An 18,842-nucleotide genomic window follows, 5' to 3' on the forward strand; every position below is an offset into this window, starting at 1 on the left:
CCGCGGGCAGCTCTCAGAGCGGTGCGGATATCTCGTCCACGTCCCCGGCCGACTCGGCCGACGCGTCGCTCAGCCCCAGCCGCAGGTGTTCAACGTGGTAGAGGGCCTGGTCCAGCAGTTCGGCGACATGGTTGTCGTACAGCGAGTACACCACCGAGCGGCCATCGCGGGTGCCCACGACCAGGCCGAGGTTGCGTAGCAGCCTCAGCTGGTGGGAGCACGCGGACTGCTCCATCCCGACCGCGGCGGCCAGTTCGGTGGCCGGCAAGGGCCCCTCCCGCAGCCGGGCCAGGATCAGCAGGCGGGATGGCGTCGCCAGCGCCTGCAGTGTGGCGGCGACTCTCGGGGCGCTGCCGGCGTCCAGGCGGGCGCGCGGCACGGCGTTGTCAGCGGCGGGTGCGGCTCCATGACCCATGTGTCCAGCCTACCGGCCCGTTCAGGAACACATGAAGATCTGTTCATCTAGTCCTGTACTGTGGAGGAGCCGAGCCCATTGCCGCCTCCCCCGAAGGACGCCGACTGCCATGTCATCGACCCTCACCCGCACGGTTACGCCGCCCGGGGCGGTCCGTGATCCGGTGGCGCCCAGGCGCCGGACGCGGATCTTCGCCCTGCCCGAGGCCCGCTGGGCGGCGGCCGCTCTGGTGCTGTTCCTGATCGCGCTGCCGCTCCAGCTGCTCGGCGCACCGGCATGGGCGTGGGGGCCCCTCTACGCCCTCACCTACATCACCGGCGGCTGGGAGCCGGGATGGGCCGGATTGCAGGCCCTCAAGGTCAGGACCCTGGACGTCGACCTGCTGATGGTGGTCGCCGCGCTCGGCGCGGCCGCGCTCGGGCAGGTGCTGGACGGGGCGCTGCTGATCGTCATCTTCGCCACCTCAGGGGCGCTGGAGGCCATCGCCACCGCGCGGACCGCGGACTCGGTGCGCGGTCTGCTCGACCTCGCCCCGGCCACCGCCACCCGGCTGTGCGAGGACGGGGCCGAGGAGACCGTGCCCACCGAGCGGCTGGCGGTGGGCGATGTGGTCCTCGTACGTCCCGGGGAGCGGGTCGGCGCGGACGGCCGGGTACAGGGGGGCGCGAGCGAGGTCGACCAGGCCACGATCACCGGGGAACCGCTGCCGGTGGCCAAGGCGGCCGGTGACGAAGTGTTCGCCGGCACGCTCAACGGCACCGGCGCGCTGACCGTACGGGTCGAGCGCGACCCGTCGGACTCGGTGATCGCCCGGATCGTGCGGATGGTGGAGGAAGCCTCGGAGACGAAGGCCCCCACCCAGCTGTTCATCGAGAAGGTGGAACAGCGCTATTCGCTGGGCATGGTGGCCGCCACCCTGGCACTGTTCGCGGTGCCGCTGCTCCTCGGCGCGGCGCTGCAGCCGACCCTGCTGCGGGCGATGACCTTCATGATCGTCGCCTCTCCGTGCGCCGTGGTGCTGGCTACCATGCCACCCCTGCTGTCCGCCATCGCCAACGCCGGGCGCCACGGTGTGCTCATCAAGTCCGCCGTGGTCATGGAGCGGCTCGGCCAGGTCGACGCCGTGGCCCTCGACAAGACGGGCACTCTGACCGAGGGGACCCCTCGAGTCACCGACGTGTGCCCGCTCAGCCACTCGGGCCTGACCGAGGAGGCCCTGCTGGCCCTGGCGGCGGCGGCCGAGCACCCCAGCGAGCACCCGCTGGCCCGGGCCGTCGCCGATGCCGCCCGGAAGCGTGGTCTGGAGCTTCCGGCGGCCTGGGACTTCGCCTCGACCCCGGGGACGGGCGTGACCGCGACGGTCGACGGACGCACCGTCGCGGTGGGCAGCCCCGGCCGCCTGCGGGAACCGCGCCCCGACCACCCCGCCACCGCGTTGGCGACGCGGCTGGAAGAGGCCGGCCGCACCGCGGTCCTGGTGGAGGTCGACGGCTCGGCGGTCGGGGTGCTCGGCATCGCCGACCGCCTGCGCGAGGACGCCACCACCACCGTCGCCGCGCTCACCACGCTGGCGGGCACCGCCCCGGTGCTGCTCACCGGGGACAACCCGCGCGCCGCCCGCCTTCTGGCGGCCGAGGTCGGCATCACCGATGTCCGCGCCGGACTGCTGCCCCAGGACAAGGTCACGGCGGTCAAGGAGCTGGAGGGCGCGGGCCGCAAGGTGCTGGTCGTCGGCGACGGCGTGAATGACGCGCCCGCCCTGGCCGCCGCCCATACGGCCGTCGCCATGGGACGAGCGGGCTCCGACCTCGCCCTGGAGACCGCCGACGCCGTCGTCGTCCGGGACGAGTTGGCCACCATCCCCACCGCCATCTCCCTCTCCCGTCGCGCCCGCCGCCTGGTCGTGCAGAACCTGGTGATCGCCGGGGTGTTCATCACCGGCTTGGTCATCTGGGACCTGGTGGGCACCCTGCCGCTTCCGCTTGGTGTCGCCGGTCACGAGGGCTCCACCGTCGTCGTCGGCCTCAACGGCCTGCGCCTGCTGCGCGACGCGGCCTGGCGGAGCGCCCGGGACCACGCGTAGGGCCGTCAGCCTCCCGGGGCGGCGAGGTGCGCGGTGTCGGGGAGGAAGGCTGCGGGGGGCCGGACAGGGGACCACGGACACCGGCCCGCTGAGGTCCGTGAGTCGCCGCCCGGGCCGGGCGGTGGGTCCGGATCGCGCGAGCCCACCGTCCGGCCCGGCGCCGTCAGCCCGGTACCGGCACGGGGGCCGGGCCCGGGGCGAGGCGACCGGAGCGGTGCAGGCCCGCCACCGCGGCCGCGCACCCCAGACCGGTGGCTGCCATGGCCGCCCACGGCAGCCATGGCACACCGGTGTCGAAGAGGGCGCCGACGGCGAGGTTGCCCAGCGAGATGGCGATACCGGAGGCCGTGTTGTAGGCGCCGTAGTAGGTGGCGACCAGCCGGTCGCCCGCGAGGCGGACGATGGTGTCCATCTCGAACGGGTAGAGCAGCGCCCCGCCCCAGGCCAGCAGTGCCGCGCACACGGTGAGGCCGGCGACCCCCGCGACCAGTCCGGTCCTGCCGCCGTCGGGTACGAACAGCGGCGGTACGAAGGCGGATCCCATCAGGGCCAGTCCATAGACAATGGCTCGTGGTCCGGGAAGGTTCCGCTGGGCCCAGGCGGTGAGCTTCAGTTGCCCGGAGAGCGCCGCGAGGGCCGAGACGGCGAAGACCGCGCCGGTGACCGACCCCGTATGGGTGCCGAAGAGTTCCCGGGCTCTGAGCGGGAGGGCGAGGTAGACCTGGAAGGCCAGCACATACGAGCCGGTCATCGCGGCGGCGAACAGCAGGAAGGGCCGGTTGGCCGCGATGGCGCGCCAGTCGTCGGCCACCGCCCGCCACGCCGGTTCCGTACCGCGACCGGCCAGTGGACGGGCGGGCAGGGCACGGGCCTGAAGCAGGGCGAGGAGGCCGAAGATGGCCGCGGACGCCGCGCACACCGCGCGGAAGTCCCAGCTCAGCAGGGCCAGCCCGGCCAAGGGGCCGACCAGGATGCCCGCCTGGTAGAAGACATTGAAGGCAGCGAACGCCTCGACCCGCCGTTCCTCGCCCGCCTCGGCGGCCAGATAGGCGCGCACCGCCGGGTTGAACAGGGCTCCGGCCAGGCCGGTGGCGGCGGAGGCCACGATCAGCGCGGGCAGCGTGTCGACCAGTCCGAGCAGGGCGAACGCCACCGTGCGCAGGGCGCATCCGGCCAGGATCATCGGTTTGCAGCCGTAAGCGTCGGCCAGGGTGCCGAGGCCACCTGGACCCGCAGCCCCTTCATCGCGCACCCGCCCCGGCCCGGTCGTCGAGGGGAGCACGGTCCCGGCCGAGCGGGTCCCGGACCCGGGTGCAGCGGGTCCAGCGGGTGACCACACGCTCATCCGGCTCGGTGATCTCGTCCGGTTCGGTGGGCGGCGCGTGGTCCAGCAGGTCGTGCTCGCGGCACCAGGCGTCGTTGTACACGGTCTCCAGATAGCGGTGCGGTCCGTCGGGGAAGATGGCCACGATCCGGGCACCGGCGGGCACCATGCGCGCCGCCCAGCCCGCGACCAGTGCCACCGCGCCCACGCTCCAGCCTCCGGAGACGCGGTGACGGCGGGCCAGTCGGCGGCAGGCCCACACCGCTTCGGCCGGGCCCACCCAGTGGACCTCGGCGAAGGCCGTGTAGTCGACGTTGGTCGGGTAGATGCTGGAGCCGAGCCCCCGCATCAGCCGCGCCCCCGCGGGCTGGCCGAAGATGGTCGACCCGACCGCGTCCACCCCGATCACCGTCAGGCCGGGGAAGAACTCGCGCAGCACGGCGGCGGTACCGGCGGAGTGTCCGCCGGTACCCACGGCGGCCACCAGGACGTCGATACGGTCCAGTTGGGCGATCAGCTCGGTGGCCAGCGGGCGGTAGGCGGCGACGTTGTCGGGGTTGTGGTACTGGTCCGGGCAGTAGGCGCCCGGGGCCCGGTCCAGCAGTTCGCCGACCTTCTCTCGGCGGGCCTGCTGCCAGCCGCCTTCGGGGTGCGGGGCGGCCACCTGTTCGACCCGGGCGCCGAGGGAGGTGAGCAGCCGCACCACGGGCGGTTCCATACCGGGGTCCGAGACGACGGTGACCGGGTGACCGTAGGTCAGCCCGGCCAGCGCCAGGCCGAGGCCGAGGGTGCCGCTGGAGGATTCGACGACGGGGGCACCGGGCGCGAGCTCGCCACGGCGCCGGGCCTCGCGCACCATGTACAGACCGGGCCGGTCCTTGATGCCGCCGGGGTTGGCGCCCTCCAGCTTGGCGAAGAAGCCGCGCCCGGGCGGGGCGAACGGCTCGTCGATCCACAGCACCGGGGTGTTGCCCACGAGCTGGGCCGGGCGTCCGGCGATCGCCGGGGCGGTGGTGTGCACCCCGGGGAAGAAGAGTTCGAGCAGGGGGAGATCCATGGTCGTACAGCTCCTACGCGCCCCGCGTCGGGGCGGGGCACGGCGCAGTCGGGTCGAGGGGCATGCGGGCACGCCTCACCACGGACCGCCGCCTGTGAGACGTATCGAAGGCGCGGCCCGGTCAGGACGTGCGGGCAGCGCCTACACCCGCCAGACGCAGTGGAGCGCGAGAGTGGACCGCCCATGTGGGGCGGCGGCCCCCGCGGAGCGGCTCGCCGGGTACGCCGCGGGCCTCGCCAACAGGGTGGGGAACAGCTCCAGCCCGTCATCGGCGGGGCCGGTGCCCAGATCGTCAGGGTGCGTGGACCCCCGGGGCCGGTCGACGGCATGATCGATGTGCCCGTGTGCCTCGTGCTCGTGCTGATGCCCGCCGGCGGGCGCGGTGTGTCGCGCGGTGTGGGAGGTCTCGACGGCGGCGAGGCGGACATGCGGCCCCTCGAAGGCGGCACCGTGCACCGCGCCCGCGAGATGGACCGCCATCAGCACAACAAGGCCGAGCAGCAGGGCAGCACGGCCGGGACACCCGGTGAACGCGGGACGGACCCGCAATGCGATCACATACTCACGGTATCCATAGCAGCACTCTGTGCAACGTCATGGGCGCGGCCATCGGGGTCCCTTTCCCGTCACGTCTCGGTCTCGGGCCGAGTTGGAGGAAGAGCCCGCGGACCGGGCCGCGGTGAACAGGGCCTGGAAGCGAGCGGCGTCCTGTGGACCGCGCCCGGAGGCGTTCAGGGCGATGGGCTGCCCTTCGGCTGGCGATGGGCTGCCCTTCGGCTGTGGACATAGGCGGTGAGTCCGGTGCCCGGCAGGCGGTGGGGGGTCCAGGTGCGGGCGTAGTGGGGAGGGCCGGAGCGGGTCCTGGCGAGGACGACGGCGGGTTCGCGGGCGGCGCGGTGCAGCAGGGCGTGTGCGGTGGAGTCGCGGTTGTTGCCGCCGACGTTGGCCGAGGCGCAGCCGGCGTCGTAGCCGATGGGCGGGGCGTGTTTGCCGCTGACGAGGCAGGGCGGGGTGAGCCCGAGGCGGCGCAGGTCGTGGGCGGCGGTGCGGTAGCGGTCGGCGGTGGCGCGGGCGTCGGCCGTGTTGTGGTCGAGGACCTCGTACTGCGCGGACAGGTGCAGGGCGAGCAGCGCGGCCGCCAGCCCGGCGGCCAGGGCGCGGGCCCGGGGCGGGCGGATGGCCTGCGCCGAGTGTGCGGCCAGGGCGGCGAGCGGAAGGGAGAGCAGGGCGTAGACGGGCAGCAGGAAGCGCGGCGCGGAGTAGTCGATGAGCAGCAGGTAGGGGATGCTCAGCGTGGCGGCGCAGGCGATGGGGAGCAAGACGACCGCGTCGCGCCGGGCGCGCCAGGCCAGGGCGCAGGCGGTGAGGGTGAGGACGGGCAGGGCCAGCCACCACAGGGTGAGCTCGGGATGGGTGAGCGGGACGTGGCAGGGGCGACAGAGCAGGGGGCCATTGAGGCTGCGCCATGCCATGCCGCCCGCCCAGCGCACGCCCATGCCGCCCTCGGTGGTGCTGGAGAGGTGCAGCCGGGCGCCGACCCCGCCCCAGCGCGCGTACGCCTCCGCGACCCACTCGGCGCCGCCCACGGCGAACCCGCCGACCACGGCGAGCGCGGGCGCCGGGCGCCGCCAAGCCGGGACGATCGCGCACGCCGCGAGCAGGGGCAGGGCGAGCCAGATGCCGTCGGAGAAGCGGAAGCAGGTGGCGGCCGCCACCATGGCGCCCAGGCCGAGCAGGGTCCGCCGCCCCGCAGCGGGGTGTGCGGCGCGCAGGAACCAGCCGACGGCCGCCACCGCGGACAGCGCCACCCACAGGTTGGGCATGGCCTGCGGCCCGTAGAGCACGGTGGTCCACAGACCGGCGAACAGCAGCGCGGCCAGGGCGGTCCGCCCGGGGCCGAGCAGCGGCTGCCAGACGCGGTACGCCGCGTACAGGGCGGCGGCGGACAGCAGCGCCAGGACGCCCCGGAGCACGGTGGTGGAGTCGGTGACGGCGAGCACGGGGGCGGCCAGAAGGCTGATGCCACGCGAGCGAGGGGCGCTGAAGTACGCCGCCGGCCGGTGCGGGTCGACCTGGGAGAGGTACACCGTTTCGTCCCAGCCCAGCCCCAGATGCGGTACCACCAGGGCGAGTTGGGCCGCCGCGTAGGCGAGGGCGACCAGCGCCGGCCACGGTACCCGGCGTGGCGGGCGGATGACCGTACGCACAGCGATCATGCGGTGAGCACCCCGGTACCCAGCAGGCCGAACAGCAGCAGGCCGATAGCGACGCGGTAGACGACGAAGGCGTTGAAGGAGTGCTTGGCGACGAACTTCAGCAGCCAGGCGATCGAGGCGTAGGCGACCACGAACGAGACAGCGGTGCCCACCACGAGGGGGGCGGCGCCGACCCCGGCGCCGACGGCGTCCTTCAGCTCGTACAGGCCCGCGCCGGTCAGCGCCGGGATGCCGAGGAAGAAGGACAGGCGGGTGGCGGCCACCCGGTCCAGGTCGAGGATGAGCGCGGTGGACATGGTGGCGCCGGAGCGTGAGAAGCCGGGGAAGAGCAGCGCGAGGATCTGCGAGCAGCCGACCAGCATGGCGTCCTTGAAGCCCGTGTCGTCCTCGCCGCGCTTGTGGCGGCCCATCTGGTCGGCCACCCACATCACGCCGGACCCGACGACGAGGGAGCCGGCGACCACCCACAGGGATGCGAGCGATCCCTCGATGAGCGGTTTCGCGGCCAGGCCCACGATCACGATCGGGATGGTGGCGTAGATGACCCACCAGGCGAACTTGTAGTCGTGGTGGTACCGCTGTTCGCGGTGGGCGAGTCCGCGGCCCCAGGCGGAGACGATCCGCACGATGTCCTTGAAGAAGTACACCAGCACCGCGGCGATCGCGCCGACCTGGATGACGGCGGTGAAGCCGACCACGGAGGTGTCGTCGACCGGGATGCCCATCAGCCCTTCGGTGATCTTCAGGTGGCCGGTGGAGGAGACGGGGAGGAACTCCGTGATGCCTTCGACGATGCCGAGGATGGCCGCCTGGCCGATGCTGATGGCACTCATCTGGATCCGTTTCTGTGGTGGATAGAGGGGCCGTGCCCGCTGGGAAAAGGGCGCGGTGCGGCCGCGGTCAGCGAGACGGGGGTCAGCGGCGCAGACGGCGCAGGGCCCGGCCCGCACGATTGCGCCAGCGGGCCTTGCGGCGCTGCCAGGCGCGGGCGGAACGGGTGGCGGCGAGGTCGCCGAACAGTTCCTCGTAGGCGTGGGCCACATGGGCCGGGTCGAAGCGGCGGGCCGCGGCGCGGGCGGCCTCGCCCATGCGGTGGCGGCCGGGCTCGTCGGTGATCAGGTCGCTCAGCGCGGCGGCCAGCGCCTGCCGGTCGCCCATGGGGACCAGGCGGCCGTCGACGCCGTCGTTGATGATCTCGGCGGGGCCGAGCGGACAGTCGGTGGCGACCACCGGTATGCCACAGCGCATCGCCTCGACCAGCGTCATGCCGAAGGACTCCGCGTCGGAGGCGGAGGCGACGATCGACGCCTTCGCGAACTCGGCCTCGATCGGGGACACCGCGCCCATCAGCGCCGCCCGGCCGCTCAGGCCCTGCTCCTCGATCAGCCGCTGGAGCCGTTCCTTGTCGGTGCCCGCGCCATAAACGCGCAGCGACCAGTCGGGGTGCTTGGCGGCGACCTCGGTGAATGCCTCGATGAGCAGGTCGAAGCGCTTGGCGCGCACCAGGCGTCCGGCCGCTGCGATGACGGGGGCGCCGCCGCCGGTGGGCGGCAGGCCAGGGTCGGGCACGCCGTTGGGGATGGCCAGGATCCGCACCCCCGGCAGCCGCATCTTCGCCCGGTAGACGGCCGCGTCGGCGTCGGTCGTGGTGACCACGGCGTCCAGGTCGCGGTAGTCCCGGGCGAGCTGGGCGCGCAACTTCTTGGTGTGCGTGTCGTGGGTGAGGTGTTCCTGGGCGATGCGCAGCGCCCGGGGCGGGGCGAAGCGGGCCAGGTACACGTTGATGCCCGGCCGGGTGCCGATGATCACGTCCGCGTCGCAGTCGGGCAGGTACTCCCGCGCCCGCTGGTCGGTGAGGCGGCTGTACTGCTTGTACCGCTTCTCGGCGGTGGGGAAGACCTCGGCCGGCCGGTGCAGCAGCGGGTCGCCCTCGTCCGCGCTGTTCTCCCGTAGGTCGACCAGGGGTACCACCGTCACCCGTGGATCGATGACGAACCGCGGGTGGGCGCGGTGGCGGAGCATCGATACGATCGTCACCTCGTGCCGGTCGGCGAGCGCGGCGGCGAGATTGAGCGTGGTGCGGATCGTGCCGCCGATCGCGTACACGTTGTGGATCAGGAAGGTTATCTTCACGTGGCGCTCCCCACGGTCGGCTCCGCGGCGGTGCGGGCCCGGCGGGACCTGAGCGCTTCCGGGGCCGACCGACCACGGGTACGGACCAGCAAGGCCCGCCCGGCGCGGCGGCCGATCAGGGCGAAGCCGGTCAGGGCGAAGCCGGTCAGCGGCCCGGTCTCGGCGAACAGCACCAGGAAGACACCCACCGCGCCGAACGCTGTCAGCGGTTCGGCGGCATCCAGCGGATCGAGGGCCAAAGGCACCGCGGGTCCTTTCCGGCCGTGCGCCGCCCAGGCCAGAGCTCTGGCGGGTACGAGCGCATGGCACACTTGGGAGACAGCGACTATTACACCGGTGTAGGAGTCCTACACGAGTGTAGGAGATGAGGGAAGGGACGCCAAATCCATGGGCATCCGCACGCCAGGACACGGCCCGAAGCGGCCCAACGGTGCACGCGAGGCCGAGATCCTCGAACTGCTCCAGCGGGCCGACGGCGCGCTGACCCCCCGCGAGGTCACCGAACGTCTCGGCAGCGGGCTGGCCTACAACAGCGTGTTGACGATCCTCACCCGCATGCACACCAAGCAACTGCTCACCCGCACGCCGCGCGGCCGGGCCCACGCCTACGCCCCCGTGACCGACGACCCCGGCTTCGCCGCCCGCCGCATGCGCTCTGTCCTCGAGGAGCGGGCCGACCGCCAGGACGTCCTCGCCCGCTTCGCCGACGAGCTGTCCACCGACGACGCGGACCTGCTGCGCCAACTGCTCGACCCCGACCAGTAGGACTCGACCCCGACCAGTAGGAAGAGGCCGCCGAGATGCGCATCGCCGTCTACATCCCCCTGCTGCTCTCGCTGCTCGCCCCCCTCGGAGCACGCCCCCTGGCGGAGCGATGCGAACCCCGCCTGGCGACCTGGCTGCTCACCGCCTCGGCCCTCGTGCTGGGCACGGCGACCACCATCTCACTGGGTCTGCTGGCCATCACCGGGCTGATCCGCTTCCCTCAGCTGGCCGGCCTCGGCCACTGGTCGGCCCACGCCGCGCAGCGCGACGACCCCGACGAACTGTCCGTCGCCCTGATCGCCGGCCTGCTGCTCGGGGCCGCCGTCCTCATGGCCGCCCGCATGCTCTGGCGGCGCGCCCACACCCTGGCCACCGCCGCCCTGGAAGCGGCCTGCATGCCCGCCGAAGACGGCCTGGTCGTCATCGATGACGAGGCCCCCAACGCCTTCGCGATCCCCGGCCTGCCCGGCCGCGTCGTCGTCTCCACCGGCATGCTGCACACCCTGGACGAGACCGAGCGCCGCATCCTGCTCGCCCACGAACGCGCCCACCTGACGGCGCATCATTACGCCTTCGTCGCCCTGACCCAGCTCGGCGCCGCCGCCAACCCCCTGCTACGCCCCCTCGCCACGGCCGTGACATACACCATCGAACGGTGGGCCGACGAGAACGCGGCCAGAGCCACCGGCGACCGCGAGCGGGTCGCCCGCACCGTCGGCAAGGCGGCCCTCGCCGCCCACCGCGTCCCGGCCCGCACCCCGGGTGCCGCCCTGGCCATCCTCGGCCGCCGCACCCCACTCGCCGCCGCCGGGCCCGTGCCCCGCCGCGTCGCCGCCCTCCTCGCTCCCCCCTTCGGCCGCCACCCCCTCCTCGCCGCCGCGACAGCCACGGTCCTCGCCACCGCTGCCCTGTCCACCGCCGAAGCCGCCCACGACCTCCATCTCCTGCTGGAAGCCGTCGGCGCCTGACAGACCGGACAGCCGCCGGGGCGTGCCGTACGCGCGAGAGCCCCACCGACGCGCGGCGCCGAATTCTCCTCCCGGTGCGGTCGCCCAGGCGTCAGGAGCCGCTGGATTCCGCCTCGTGGAGGGTGATCGCCCCGGAGGGGCAGACACCGGCGGCCGTCTGTGCGGCCGCGCGATGGGCGGTGGGCGGCTCGGCGTGCAGCAGGAGCACGCGGCCGTCGTCGGGATCCTGGTCGAAGACCTCGGGGGCGGTCAGAGCACACATCCCGGCGCCGATGCAGCGCTCACGGTCGACGCGCAGGAACATCGTGCTCATGCCCCCTCCTCGTCCCAGGTGACCGGGAGGCTCTTGACCCCGTAGATGTCCGCGGTCTCCGGGCGCAGGCCGACCTCCTCAGCCGGTACGGCCAGACGCAGCGTGGGGAAGCGCTCAATCAGCGCGGGGAGCGCGACCCGCAGCTCGACGCGGGCCAATTGCTGGCCCAGGCACTGGTGGATGCCGTGGCCGAAGGCCAGGTGCCCGACGCTCTGCCTGCGGATGTCGAGCGTGTGGGGATCGGCGAAGCGCTCGGGGTCGTGGTTGGCGGTGTGGTACGACAGGACGACCGTCGTGCCGGCCTCGATGGTCTGGCCACCCAGCTCGACGTCCTCCAGCGCCGTCCTCATGAACGACTTGGCGACGCTCAGATACCGCAGCAGCTCCTCCACGGCCCCGTCGGTGAGCGCGGGATCGGCGCGCAGGGCGGCCAGTTGCGTCGGGTTCCGCAGCAGCGCGAAGGTGCCGAGGGACAGCATGTTCGCGGTGGTGTCGAGCCCGGCCGCCAGCAGAATGAGGCCGATCCCCTTCAGCTCCTCATCGGTCAGATCGCTGTCGGTGAGTTCGCTGAGCACGTCGTCGGTGGGATTCGCGCGCTTGGCGGCCACGAGCTGCGCGAGGTAGTCCTGGGTCGCGGTGTAGGCCGCCATCAGCTCCTCGTCGCTCGTCTCCCCGTTCATGAACTTGTCGATCTGCTCCTGGAAGGAGCCATGGTCCTCGTACGGCACCCCCAGCAGCTCACAGATGATGATGGCGGGAATGGGCTTGGCGAACGAGGTCACCAGATCCGCCGGCGGCCCGGCCTTCTCCATGGCATCCAGGCAGTCGGCGGTGATCTGCTCGACGCGCTCGGTGAGCAGTCGCATCCGCCGCACGGTGAACTTGCCCACCAGCGGTTTTCGGTAGCGGCTGTGCTGCGGCTCGTCCATGAGCAGGAACTCACCGGGCGGCGCCGGAGGAATCTCGAAATCGACCACGTTCATCAGCTCCTTGCGCGAGCTGAACCGCGAGTCGGCCAGGACCGACCTGACCAGGTCGTACCCGGTGATCAGCCAGCCGGGTTTTCCGCCGGGGTGGGTGAAGCGGCTGATGGGACCGTGCCGACGGGCGTCGATCAGCTCTGCCGGCGGGTCGAAGGGGCAGCCGGGCCGACGCGTCGTCGGCAGCGTCGTGACGGTGTGGACGGATTCACCCATGGCCATTCCTCATTTCGCGATAGTACGTGTTTGGCGCGACACGAAAGCTACGTTGCGTTCAGAAATGCGTCAATCGACCAAAAGGCGTTTCCACAGGTAGATGACGGCAAATTGATGCAATGACGCTGGGCTCGAATGCAATGCCGCGTTGCGATGAATGGCGACGAAAGCAATACTGGCGGCATGCCAGGAGGACGGTTGACCCAGCAGGACCGCCAGCGCATCGCGACCGGACTCGCCGACGGACTCTCCTACGCCGAGATCGCCAGGCGGCTCGAGAGGCCGACCTCGACGATCAGCCGGGAGGTCTCACGCAACGGCGGCCCCGGCGGCTACCGGCCCCAGCAGGCGCACCAGGCGACGGTCCAGCGGGCACGGCGTGACACGCCGGCACCCCCGCGCGCGGCCGGGCCGCCGGGCGGCGCGGCGGAGGAGGAGATCATCGAACTGGCGGTCAGGTCGGGAATGCCGAGGATGACGGCGCGCGTACACGTCGACCTGTTGCTGTCCGAGGACGGCAGGCGCACCGCGGCCGAGCTGACCCGCAGGCTGAAGGTCAGCCCGGCCTCCGTCTCCGTGGCCGTGAACTTCTTGGTCCAGGCGGGTTATGCCCGGCGCGAGCGCGATCCGCGGCGGCGTCGCGACATCTACGTGGTCGACGACGGGGCCTGGTACCACTCGGTCATGATCAGCGCGCGGCAGACGCTCGAGGCGGCGCGGGCCGCGACGGCTGGGGCGGAGACGCTTGGGCCCGACAGGCCCGAGGGGCAGCGGCTGGCCAGGGCGGGTGCGTTCCTGGAGCGGGTCACCCTGGACACGATGGAGTCGGCCGACCGCTGGCGAGCCCTCCTGGCGTGATGGGTCTCGTGCCCCCCTGGAGCTGACGCACGATCTCCGCGAAGACCGGCGAGAACGCCATCGCGGCGCCCGCGATCATCCGGTTGTGCACGCCCAGGGTTTTCCGGGAGAACCGGCTCGCGTCCGCGGCGACCCGGAGGTCACCGCGGACGAGGGCGAGGTCGCCGCTTCGATCGCCGCGCCCGCGCCCGTTCCCATGGCCAGGGCCAGGTCTGCGGTGGCGAGGGCGGCCGCGTCGTTGACACCGTCGCCCACCATCGCGACCGTACGGCCTTCGCCCTGCAGGCGCTCGGACACCACCGCCACGGACCAACCGAGCCAGAGTTCCCATTTTCACCTTCCCGAACGTCCGAGCGCGGCGGCCCGCGCGGTCGTACACCGACTCTCCGTACAGCGCGCTCATTGGCGCGCCGTGGGCCGCTAACTGCTATAGCGCTGAGTACGTTTCGGTGGGCAACGGTGTTCACGGGAAGGGAGCGCTTCAGGGCCACAACGACGAGCTGCCGATGCGCCGCTGATGCGCCGCCGATCACCTGCCTCGCATGGACCCCAGGGACGGACCCGCCCTCTCGCGGAACCGTCCCCGGGGTAAGGCGCGTGCGATCAGGATGTGTAGGCCACCAGGGCCATCATCCCCGCCTCGCCGTGATAGGCGTTGTGGCAGTGCAGCAGCCATTGGCCGGGGTTGTCCGCGTCGAAGACGACGGAGACCTTCTTCTTGGGCAGCACGATGGTGGTGTCCTTGCGCGGCCCCGTGCTGCCGAGCTGGTAGGTGTGGCCATGGAGATGCATGGGATGCCACATGTCGGTGGTGTTGACGAAGTCCAGCCGCACCCGCTGGCCTTCCTCGACACGCAGCGGACTCGCATCCGGGTTGTTCATGTCGAACTTCTCGCCGTTGATGGCCCAGTTGTACGTGTCCATACCGCCGGTCAGCTCGATGCGGTGGACCCGGTCCGCCCTCTTCGCCGCCAGCCGCACCTCATCGGCGGCACGCAGCTCGGACGCGCTCGTGATCATGCCGTCCAGCTCCTCGGGGCGGACGGTCGGGGACGGCTTGCCGCCCGAGCCGGTGCGGATCAGCGCCATGCCGCTCGCCTTCTTCCCCTCGGCCAGCGCGACCAGGGGGAAGACACCGTCATCGAGGGTGACCAGGACGTCGTAACGCTCCCCCATGCCGATCAGCAGCGCGTCGGTCCGGCGGTGCTCGACGGGGTAGCCGTCGGTGTGGGTGATGGTCAGCTTGTGGCCGCCCAGGGCCACCCGGTACGCGGTGTCCGAGCCCGCGTTGATGATCCGCAGCCGCACCCGCTTGCCCGGTTTACCGGTGTAGACGTCCGGGTCCTGCGGGACCCTGCCGTTGACCAGGTGGTACGGGTACTTCACATCCCCCGCGTCGCCACCGAGGAGCTCGCTGTCGGCACCCATGAGCATGAAGCTCGTGTCCATGCCGCCCATATCGTGGCCGCCCGAACTTTCGGGGCTGGGGCTGCTGCCGCCCATACCGCTCATACCACTCATACCGCTGTGGTCCATCCCGCCCATGCCCTGCTTGAGCTCCGCGAATGCCTCATCCGGGGTGCCGGTGACGCCATCGAGCCAGTCGTCGAGGACGACGACCCACTCATCGTCATAGGACAACGGTTCCTTCGGGTCCTCGACGATCAGCGGGGCGTGCAGACCGCGGTCGAGCTGGACGCCGACGTGGGGATGGAAGAAGTACGTGCCGGGTGCGTCGGCGATGAAGCGGTAGGTGAAGGCCGCTCCGGCGCGGACGGCCCGTTGGGTGGCCGGGGGCACGCCGTCCATGTCGTTGCGCAGGGCGAGGCCGTGCCAGTGGATGGACGTGGTGGTCTTGTCCGGCAGCTGGTTGGTCAGCTCGGCGGCCAAGGTGTCCCCGGCCGTGAGGCGGATCTCCTTACCCGGGGTCCGTCCGTCGAAGGCCCAGGTCCTGGCCATGATGCCACCGCCCAGGTCGAGCCTGACAGATGTGGCGGTCAGGCTTCGCTTCATCACCTTGCCGGTGGACGAGCGCTTCTTCTCCACGCGAGTGACCGCGGAGCCGGAGGGACTGACCAGACCGGGGGCGCCGCCGGAGCCGGAGGCGCTGTTGCAGGCGGCGAGCGCACCGGCGCCGGCCACTCCCAGGCCGGCCAGCAGGACGGATCGGCGATTGATGCTGTTCACAGAGGTGGTGTCCTTGTCTCGATATGCCATTCAGGTCACATGCGGACATGGCTCCTCGCCCCGTCGTCGGGGGCAGGGATGCCATGGGGCGCGGCCTAAATGCGCAAACGAGAAAGGACGGAGAGCAGGTCGGGCGGTGCGCGCTCCGCCGTGCCGGAGGCACCACGCTGGGAAACGGCTGCGTGCGGGGCCGTGTCGCGTTCGGTGTACGACATCGCGGGCGGCGCCGCGAGCTTCAGCGTGTCGACGCTGAAGGCGGAACAGTGCTCCACGCCCACACCGCCGCAGGCCATCTTCCCGCCCCCGTACACGACCGGATCGGCCTGGAGCACCGGCCGCGGAGCCGCCGAGCCCGCCGCCGGATCGTCGAGGGTGGCTGACGCGGCGCCCTCATGGGCGTCGTGCTCGGTCGTGTCCATGGGCATGGCCATGGCGGCCATCGCGCGTGAAGCATGCGGAGAAGTAGAGGTCATCACCGTGATCGCCTGGTGGTGTACCAGGACGGCGATCACCGTGAGCAGAGCGACGGCGGCGGCACGAAGCCAGCGGGCCACACCACCATGGGTGCCGGCCAGCCGGACCTTCCGCACCGTCATCGCTCCCACCTACGCTCTCTGCCAGCGGATCGTCAATATACCCGTGGGGGGTAGGTAACCGCACACCCCCCTCGGGATCGGCACGGAAGCACCGCCCGCCACGGAAGAGGCCCCCGCAGCCGGTCCCTCGCCACGGAGGCGGCACCTCCCGAAGCTCATCCCCATCGGGCGCCCCGCGGCTCCCTGACCGGCGCGGTGCCGTCGCGGCGGTGGGGCTCGTGTCCCACCGCCGCCGCTGACCACCCTGTTCCGTCCCCATGGTGTCCAGGACCTTGGCGGCGTTACCGAGTGAGCCTGGGCTTCGGTAGCGTCGAGGGAGGCGCAGGGGACCGCCTTCCCGCGTCCGCCCTGCCGAATGCCACCGTCGCCCCGCGCGGCCCCGCGCCGCTGACCCCATCGATCCCGTTGGCCCCGTTGGCCCCCATCCGAAAGGCACCCCATGAGCCAGTCTTCTGCCGGTCCGATCGTCGAGCGGGTGGATGCCCGCCATCGGTACGAAATCCTGGTCGACGGCGAGCGCGCCGGTCTGACCGCGTACCGCGACCGCGGTGAGCAACGCGTCTTCCATCACACGGAGGTCGGCGACGCGTTCGCCGGGCAGGGCCTGGCCGCGCTGTTGGTCCAGCGGGCACTCGCCGACGTTAGCGACTCCGGGAAGCGGATCGTGCCCGTCTGCTCGTACGTGGCCAAGTTCCTCGAGAAGCATGATGAGTTCGGGGACATCGCCGACCCCGTGACCCCCGATGTCCTGCGGTGGCTGGAGGCGGAGCTGGACTGACCGCTGAGGACGGCGCGATCCGGGGGCGTCCCGGCCGAGGGTGACCGACGACGACCGGCGCATGAACCGCCTGGACGCATCCGGACCCCTCTCGGGCGCGGCCGGACCCGTTTCCGGGTCCGGCACCCGAACACCCGGCGACCCCCGTACGGCTCCGTGGCCTGACGGCTCGCCCTGCCCGGCAGCCTGCCGTTTGTCAGCTGCCGGTGGACCGGACGGTGCTCATGATCTTCTTCATCTGGGCGTCCGTCAGCGCCTTCGGAACTCCTTGGTCCGCGTAGATCACCCAGCCGTGCATCGTCCCGTCGGGGAGCTTCTGCGCGATGCTGTGCACGACGGCCTTCGGCGGAACGCATGCGCTGGGGCGGTTGGTGACGGTGACCTGGGCGGTCGCGGTGTAGCCGTCAATGCCCCCCTGCTTCCACGGCTTGGCCTCGCTGACCTCGATCTTGGGCTTGTGGTCCGCACCGCCGTACGCGGCGAAGCCCCAGTTGCCCGCCCAGTTGCGGGCGTTCTCCTGGAGCGTGCCGTCCTTGCCGCCACCCGTGGTGCCGACGGTGGCGAGCTGTCCCTTGCCCGCCTCACCGAACGCCTTGGGGTTGGGGCTCGACGTACAGCCGCCCTCACGATAGTTGCCGGCCGCGGTCATGACGACGATCGGCTGGCCGTTCTTGTCCGTGTAGGAGAGGGCCGTCTCCTCGTCGAGAACCTTCCACTTCTCGGCCTTGGCGGGCACGTCGTAACGGAAGTGGTGCTTCTGCGAGGTCTGCGTCTGCCACCCCGTGAACAGCGGCTGATCGCCCGAGGGGCTCGCCGGGGCAGCGGACGGGGACGACCCCGCGGAAGGCGCCTTCGACTCCGCTGCGCCGGTGTCCTTGTCCGTGGCGCTGCCGGTGTCCTCGTTGCATCCGCTCAACGCGACGGCCATGCCGATGCCGACGGCCGCGATCAGGGTCTTCTTCGTTCGCCGGGACGGCGTCCGGGTGGTCTGAGGGTGCTGAGCAAGGTTCTCAAAGATCTTTGACTGAGACATGATCGGCACTCTAAGCGAGCCGCGTCGCCACACATCCCCAGGTGGGCGCCCCACTGCCAGACGGATACCGACTCGTGACACATCACATCAAGCTGATACGCGCGGCTATGGCCGCCACTCATGGACCGCTCACGATGACCCTCACCGATCTCGCGATCCCCCCGTCGGGGCGTTGAGGGGCGGGGCCTCGTAGGGAACGCCGACCTTGGCGGCCAGGCCGGAGATCATCAGCTCCAGGCCGTACTGGAACTCCGCGTCGTGATCGCTGTCAGCCAGATAGGGCGCGGTCGCGGTCAGAATCGGGTCGCCGGATGCCGCGATGGCTTCGGTGCGCTGCTGGATCTGGTCGCTGTCCATGGCGCCCAGATAGATGGCGTACCCCAGTTCGCGCATGATCGAGCCGACCATGAAGGCGGTGTAGCCGCGCAGGACGTGGACCATCTCCTCGGGGGCGAGGCGGAGTTCGTCGAGGCAGGACAGCGTGGAGCGCATGGCCTCCAGGGCGGCGGGCGACTGCGTGGGCCGGGTCAGCACCAGGGGGAACGCCTTCGGGTGCTGCTTGGCGGCGGCGCGGAAGGCGGCGGCGTGCGCCCGGATCCGCTTCTGCCATGTTCCGCCCTCCTCCTCGGGAAAGACGATGCCTGCCAGCAACGCTTCGGCGACGCCGTCGAGAAGGGCCTCCTTGTTCGGTACGTGGTTGTAGAGCGACATGTTCTCGATGTCGAGCTCCGTGGCCAGTTTGCGCAGGGAGAAGGCATCGGGGCCATCGCGGTCGATCATCGTCACCGCTGCCGCGATCACCTTTTCGCGGGTCAGGCCGAGCCGCCTGCCACGGCCGGTTCCTCGCGCCGTCATGCGTCACCTTCCCTTGACATCACTTGCGGCGCAAGTCTAGCGTTCCGGCCCACCAGACTTGCGGC

The 18,842-nt window shown here is 71.6% G+C and carries 19 protein-coding genes and 1 pseudogene; 5 read left to right on the forward strand and 15 right to left on the reverse strand.

What is annotated here, in order from left to right; translation table 11 throughout:
* Window positions 1–13 precede the first annotated feature (13 nt).
* Entirely contained in the window at window positions 14–415 is a 402-nt protein-coding gene (locus tag ACZ6TD_RS03205; protein ID WP_471350068.1) for an ArsR/SmtB family transcription factor, read from the reverse strand.
* A 109-nt stretch (window positions 416–524) separates the two neighbouring features.
* On the opposite strand from ACZ6TD_RS03205, the gene ACZ6TD_RS03210 reads away from it, so the two are divergent.
* Window positions 525–2,498: a heavy metal translocating P-type ATPase gene (locus ACZ6TD_RS03210; RefSeq protein WP_471350072.1), complete on the forward strand. Its 1,974-nt coding sequence runs from the start codon at window positions 525–527 to the stop codon at window positions 2,496–2,498.
* A 163-nt stretch (window positions 2,499–2,661) separates the two neighbouring features.
* Here the strand turns inward: ACZ6TD_RS03210 and ACZ6TD_RS03215 are convergent, their stop codons facing one another.
* The 7 genes from ACZ6TD_RS03215 to ACZ6TD_RS03245 form a co-directional block, all read right to left on the reverse strand.
* Window positions 2,662–3,681, reverse strand: coding sequence for an MFS transporter (locus ACZ6TD_RS03215; RefSeq protein WP_471350074.1), 1,020 nt, complete (start codon window positions 3,679–3,681; stop codon window positions 2,662–2,664).
* Between the two features lie 58 nt (window positions 3,682–3,739).
* A complete protein-coding gene (locus ACZ6TD_RS03220; protein WP_471350079.1) occupies window positions 3,740–4,879 on the reverse strand; it encodes a PLP-dependent cysteine synthase family protein in 1,140 nt (379 codons plus the stop codon).
* A 141-nt stretch (window positions 4,880–5,020) separates the two neighbouring features.
* The gene (locus tag ACZ6TD_RS03225; protein ID WP_471350081.1) at window positions 5,021–5,437 is read right to left on the reverse strand and encodes a hypothetical protein; all 417 of its coding nucleotides are present in this window, start codon (window positions 5,435–5,437) and stop codon (window positions 5,021–5,023) included.
* 173 nt (window positions 5,438–5,610) lie between these two features.
* The gene (locus ACZ6TD_RS03230; protein ID WP_471350085.1) at window positions 5,611–7,095 is read right to left on the reverse strand and encodes a hypothetical protein; all 1,485 of its coding nucleotides are present in this window, start codon (window positions 7,093–7,095) and stop codon (window positions 5,611–5,613) included.
* Window positions 7,092–7,928 carry an undecaprenyl-diphosphate phosphatase gene (locus ACZ6TD_RS03235; RefSeq protein ID WP_471350087.1) on the reverse strand — a complete coding sequence of 279 codons (837 nt, stop codon included), beginning with the start codon at window positions 7,926–7,928 and terminating at the stop codon, window positions 7,092–7,094. The genes ACZ6TD_RS03230 and ACZ6TD_RS03235 overlap by 4 nt, the downstream gene beginning before the upstream one ends.
* Window positions 7,929–8,010: 82 nt before the next feature.
* Complete coding sequence (locus tag ACZ6TD_RS03240) at window positions 8,011–9,228, reverse strand: glycosyltransferase family 4 protein (protein ID WP_471350091.1); 1,218 nt, start codon at window positions 9,226–9,228, stop codon at window positions 8,011–8,013.
* Window positions 9,225–9,473 carry a hypothetical protein gene (locus tag ACZ6TD_RS03245; protein WP_471350095.1) on the reverse strand — a complete coding sequence of 83 codons (249 nt, stop codon included), beginning with the start codon at window positions 9,471–9,473 and terminating at the stop codon, window positions 9,225–9,227. The genes ACZ6TD_RS03240 and ACZ6TD_RS03245 overlap by 4 nt, the downstream gene beginning before the upstream one ends.
* Before the next feature lie 142 nt (window positions 9,474–9,615).
* Between ACZ6TD_RS03245 and ACZ6TD_RS03250 the strand changes: the two genes are divergently transcribed.
* Window positions 9,616–9,993: a BlaI/MecI/CopY family transcriptional regulator gene (locus tag ACZ6TD_RS03250; RefSeq protein WP_471350098.1), complete on the forward strand. Its 378-nt coding sequence runs from the start codon at window positions 9,616–9,618 to the stop codon at window positions 9,991–9,993.
* A gap of 35 nt (window positions 9,994–10,028) precedes the next feature.
* Window positions 10,029–10,961, forward strand: coding sequence for a M56 family metallopeptidase (locus tag ACZ6TD_RS03255; RefSeq protein ID WP_471350102.1), 933 nt, complete (start codon window positions 10,029–10,031; stop codon window positions 10,959–10,961).
* A gap of 91 nt (window positions 10,962–11,052) precedes the next feature.
* On the opposite strand, the gene ACZ6TD_RS03260 is transcribed toward ACZ6TD_RS03255, so the two are convergent.
* Both ACZ6TD_RS03260 and ACZ6TD_RS03265 read right to left on the reverse strand, forming a co-directional pair.
* On the reverse strand, window positions 11,053–11,265 hold the full coding sequence (locus tag ACZ6TD_RS03260) for a ferredoxin (protein ID WP_471358805.1): 213 nt from the start codon (window positions 11,263–11,265) through the stop codon (window positions 11,053–11,055).
* Between the two features lie 5 nt (window positions 11,266–11,270).
* Entirely contained in the window at window positions 11,271–12,470 is a 1,200-nt protein-coding gene (locus ACZ6TD_RS03265; protein ID WP_471350108.1) for a cytochrome P450, read from the reverse strand.
* A gap of 183 nt (window positions 12,471–12,653) precedes the next feature.
* Between ACZ6TD_RS03265 and ACZ6TD_RS03270 the strand changes: the two genes are divergently transcribed.
* Window positions 12,654–13,328: a helix-turn-helix domain-containing protein gene (locus tag ACZ6TD_RS03270; RefSeq protein WP_471350112.1), complete on the forward strand. Its 675-nt coding sequence runs from the start codon at window positions 12,654–12,656 to the stop codon at window positions 13,326–13,328.
* Here the strand turns inward: ACZ6TD_RS03270 and ACZ6TD_RS03275 are convergent.
* The 3 genes and pseudogenes from ACZ6TD_RS03275 to ACZ6TD_RS03285 all read right to left on the reverse strand — a co-directional run.
* Window positions 13,276–13,625 (reverse strand): annotated as a pseudogene (locus ACZ6TD_RS03275) (hypothetical protein); the annotation flags it as partial. The gene ACZ6TD_RS03270 and the pseudogene ACZ6TD_RS03275 sit on opposite strands and share 53 nt — an antisense overlap.
* A gap of 306 nt (window positions 13,626–13,931) precedes the next feature.
* The gene (locus ACZ6TD_RS03280; protein WP_471350115.1) at window positions 13,932–15,515 is read right to left on the reverse strand and encodes a multicopper oxidase family protein; all 1,584 of its coding nucleotides are present in this window, start codon (window positions 15,513–15,515) and stop codon (window positions 13,932–13,934) included.
* Between the two features lie 95 nt (window positions 15,516–15,610).
* On the reverse strand, window positions 15,611–16,111 hold the full coding sequence (locus tag ACZ6TD_RS03285; RefSeq protein ID WP_471350117.1) for a hypothetical protein: 501 nt from the start codon (window positions 16,109–16,111) through the stop codon (window positions 15,611–15,613).
* Window positions 16,112–16,550: 439 nt separating this feature from the next.
* Here ACZ6TD_RS03285 and ACZ6TD_RS03290 point away from each other — a divergent pair, with 439 nt between their 5' ends.
* On the forward strand, window positions 16,551–16,889 hold the full coding sequence (locus tag ACZ6TD_RS03290) for a GNAT family N-acetyltransferase (protein WP_471350122.1): 339 nt from the start codon (window positions 16,551–16,553) through the stop codon (window positions 16,887–16,889).
* 196 nt (window positions 16,890–17,085) lie between these two features.
* On the opposite strand, the gene ACZ6TD_RS03295 is transcribed toward ACZ6TD_RS03290, so the two are convergent.
* Together ACZ6TD_RS03295 and ACZ6TD_RS03300 are read right to left on the reverse strand one after the other, a co-directional pair.
* Window positions 17,086–17,922 (reverse strand): DUF8017 domain-containing protein, encoded by an 837-nt coding sequence (locus ACZ6TD_RS03295; protein WP_471350124.1) that lies wholly within the window; start codon window positions 17,920–17,922, stop codon window positions 17,086–17,088.
* A 141-nt stretch (window positions 17,923–18,063) separates the two neighbouring features.
* Window positions 18,064–18,777 carry a TetR/AcrR family transcriptional regulator C-terminal domain-containing protein gene (locus ACZ6TD_RS03300; RefSeq protein ID WP_471350127.1) on the reverse strand — a complete coding sequence of 238 codons (714 nt, stop codon included), beginning with the start codon at window positions 18,775–18,777 and terminating at the stop codon, window positions 18,064–18,066.
* Window positions 18,778–18,842 lie beyond the last annotated feature (65 nt).

The organism is Streptomyces yongxingensis (genome assembly GCF_055597465.1).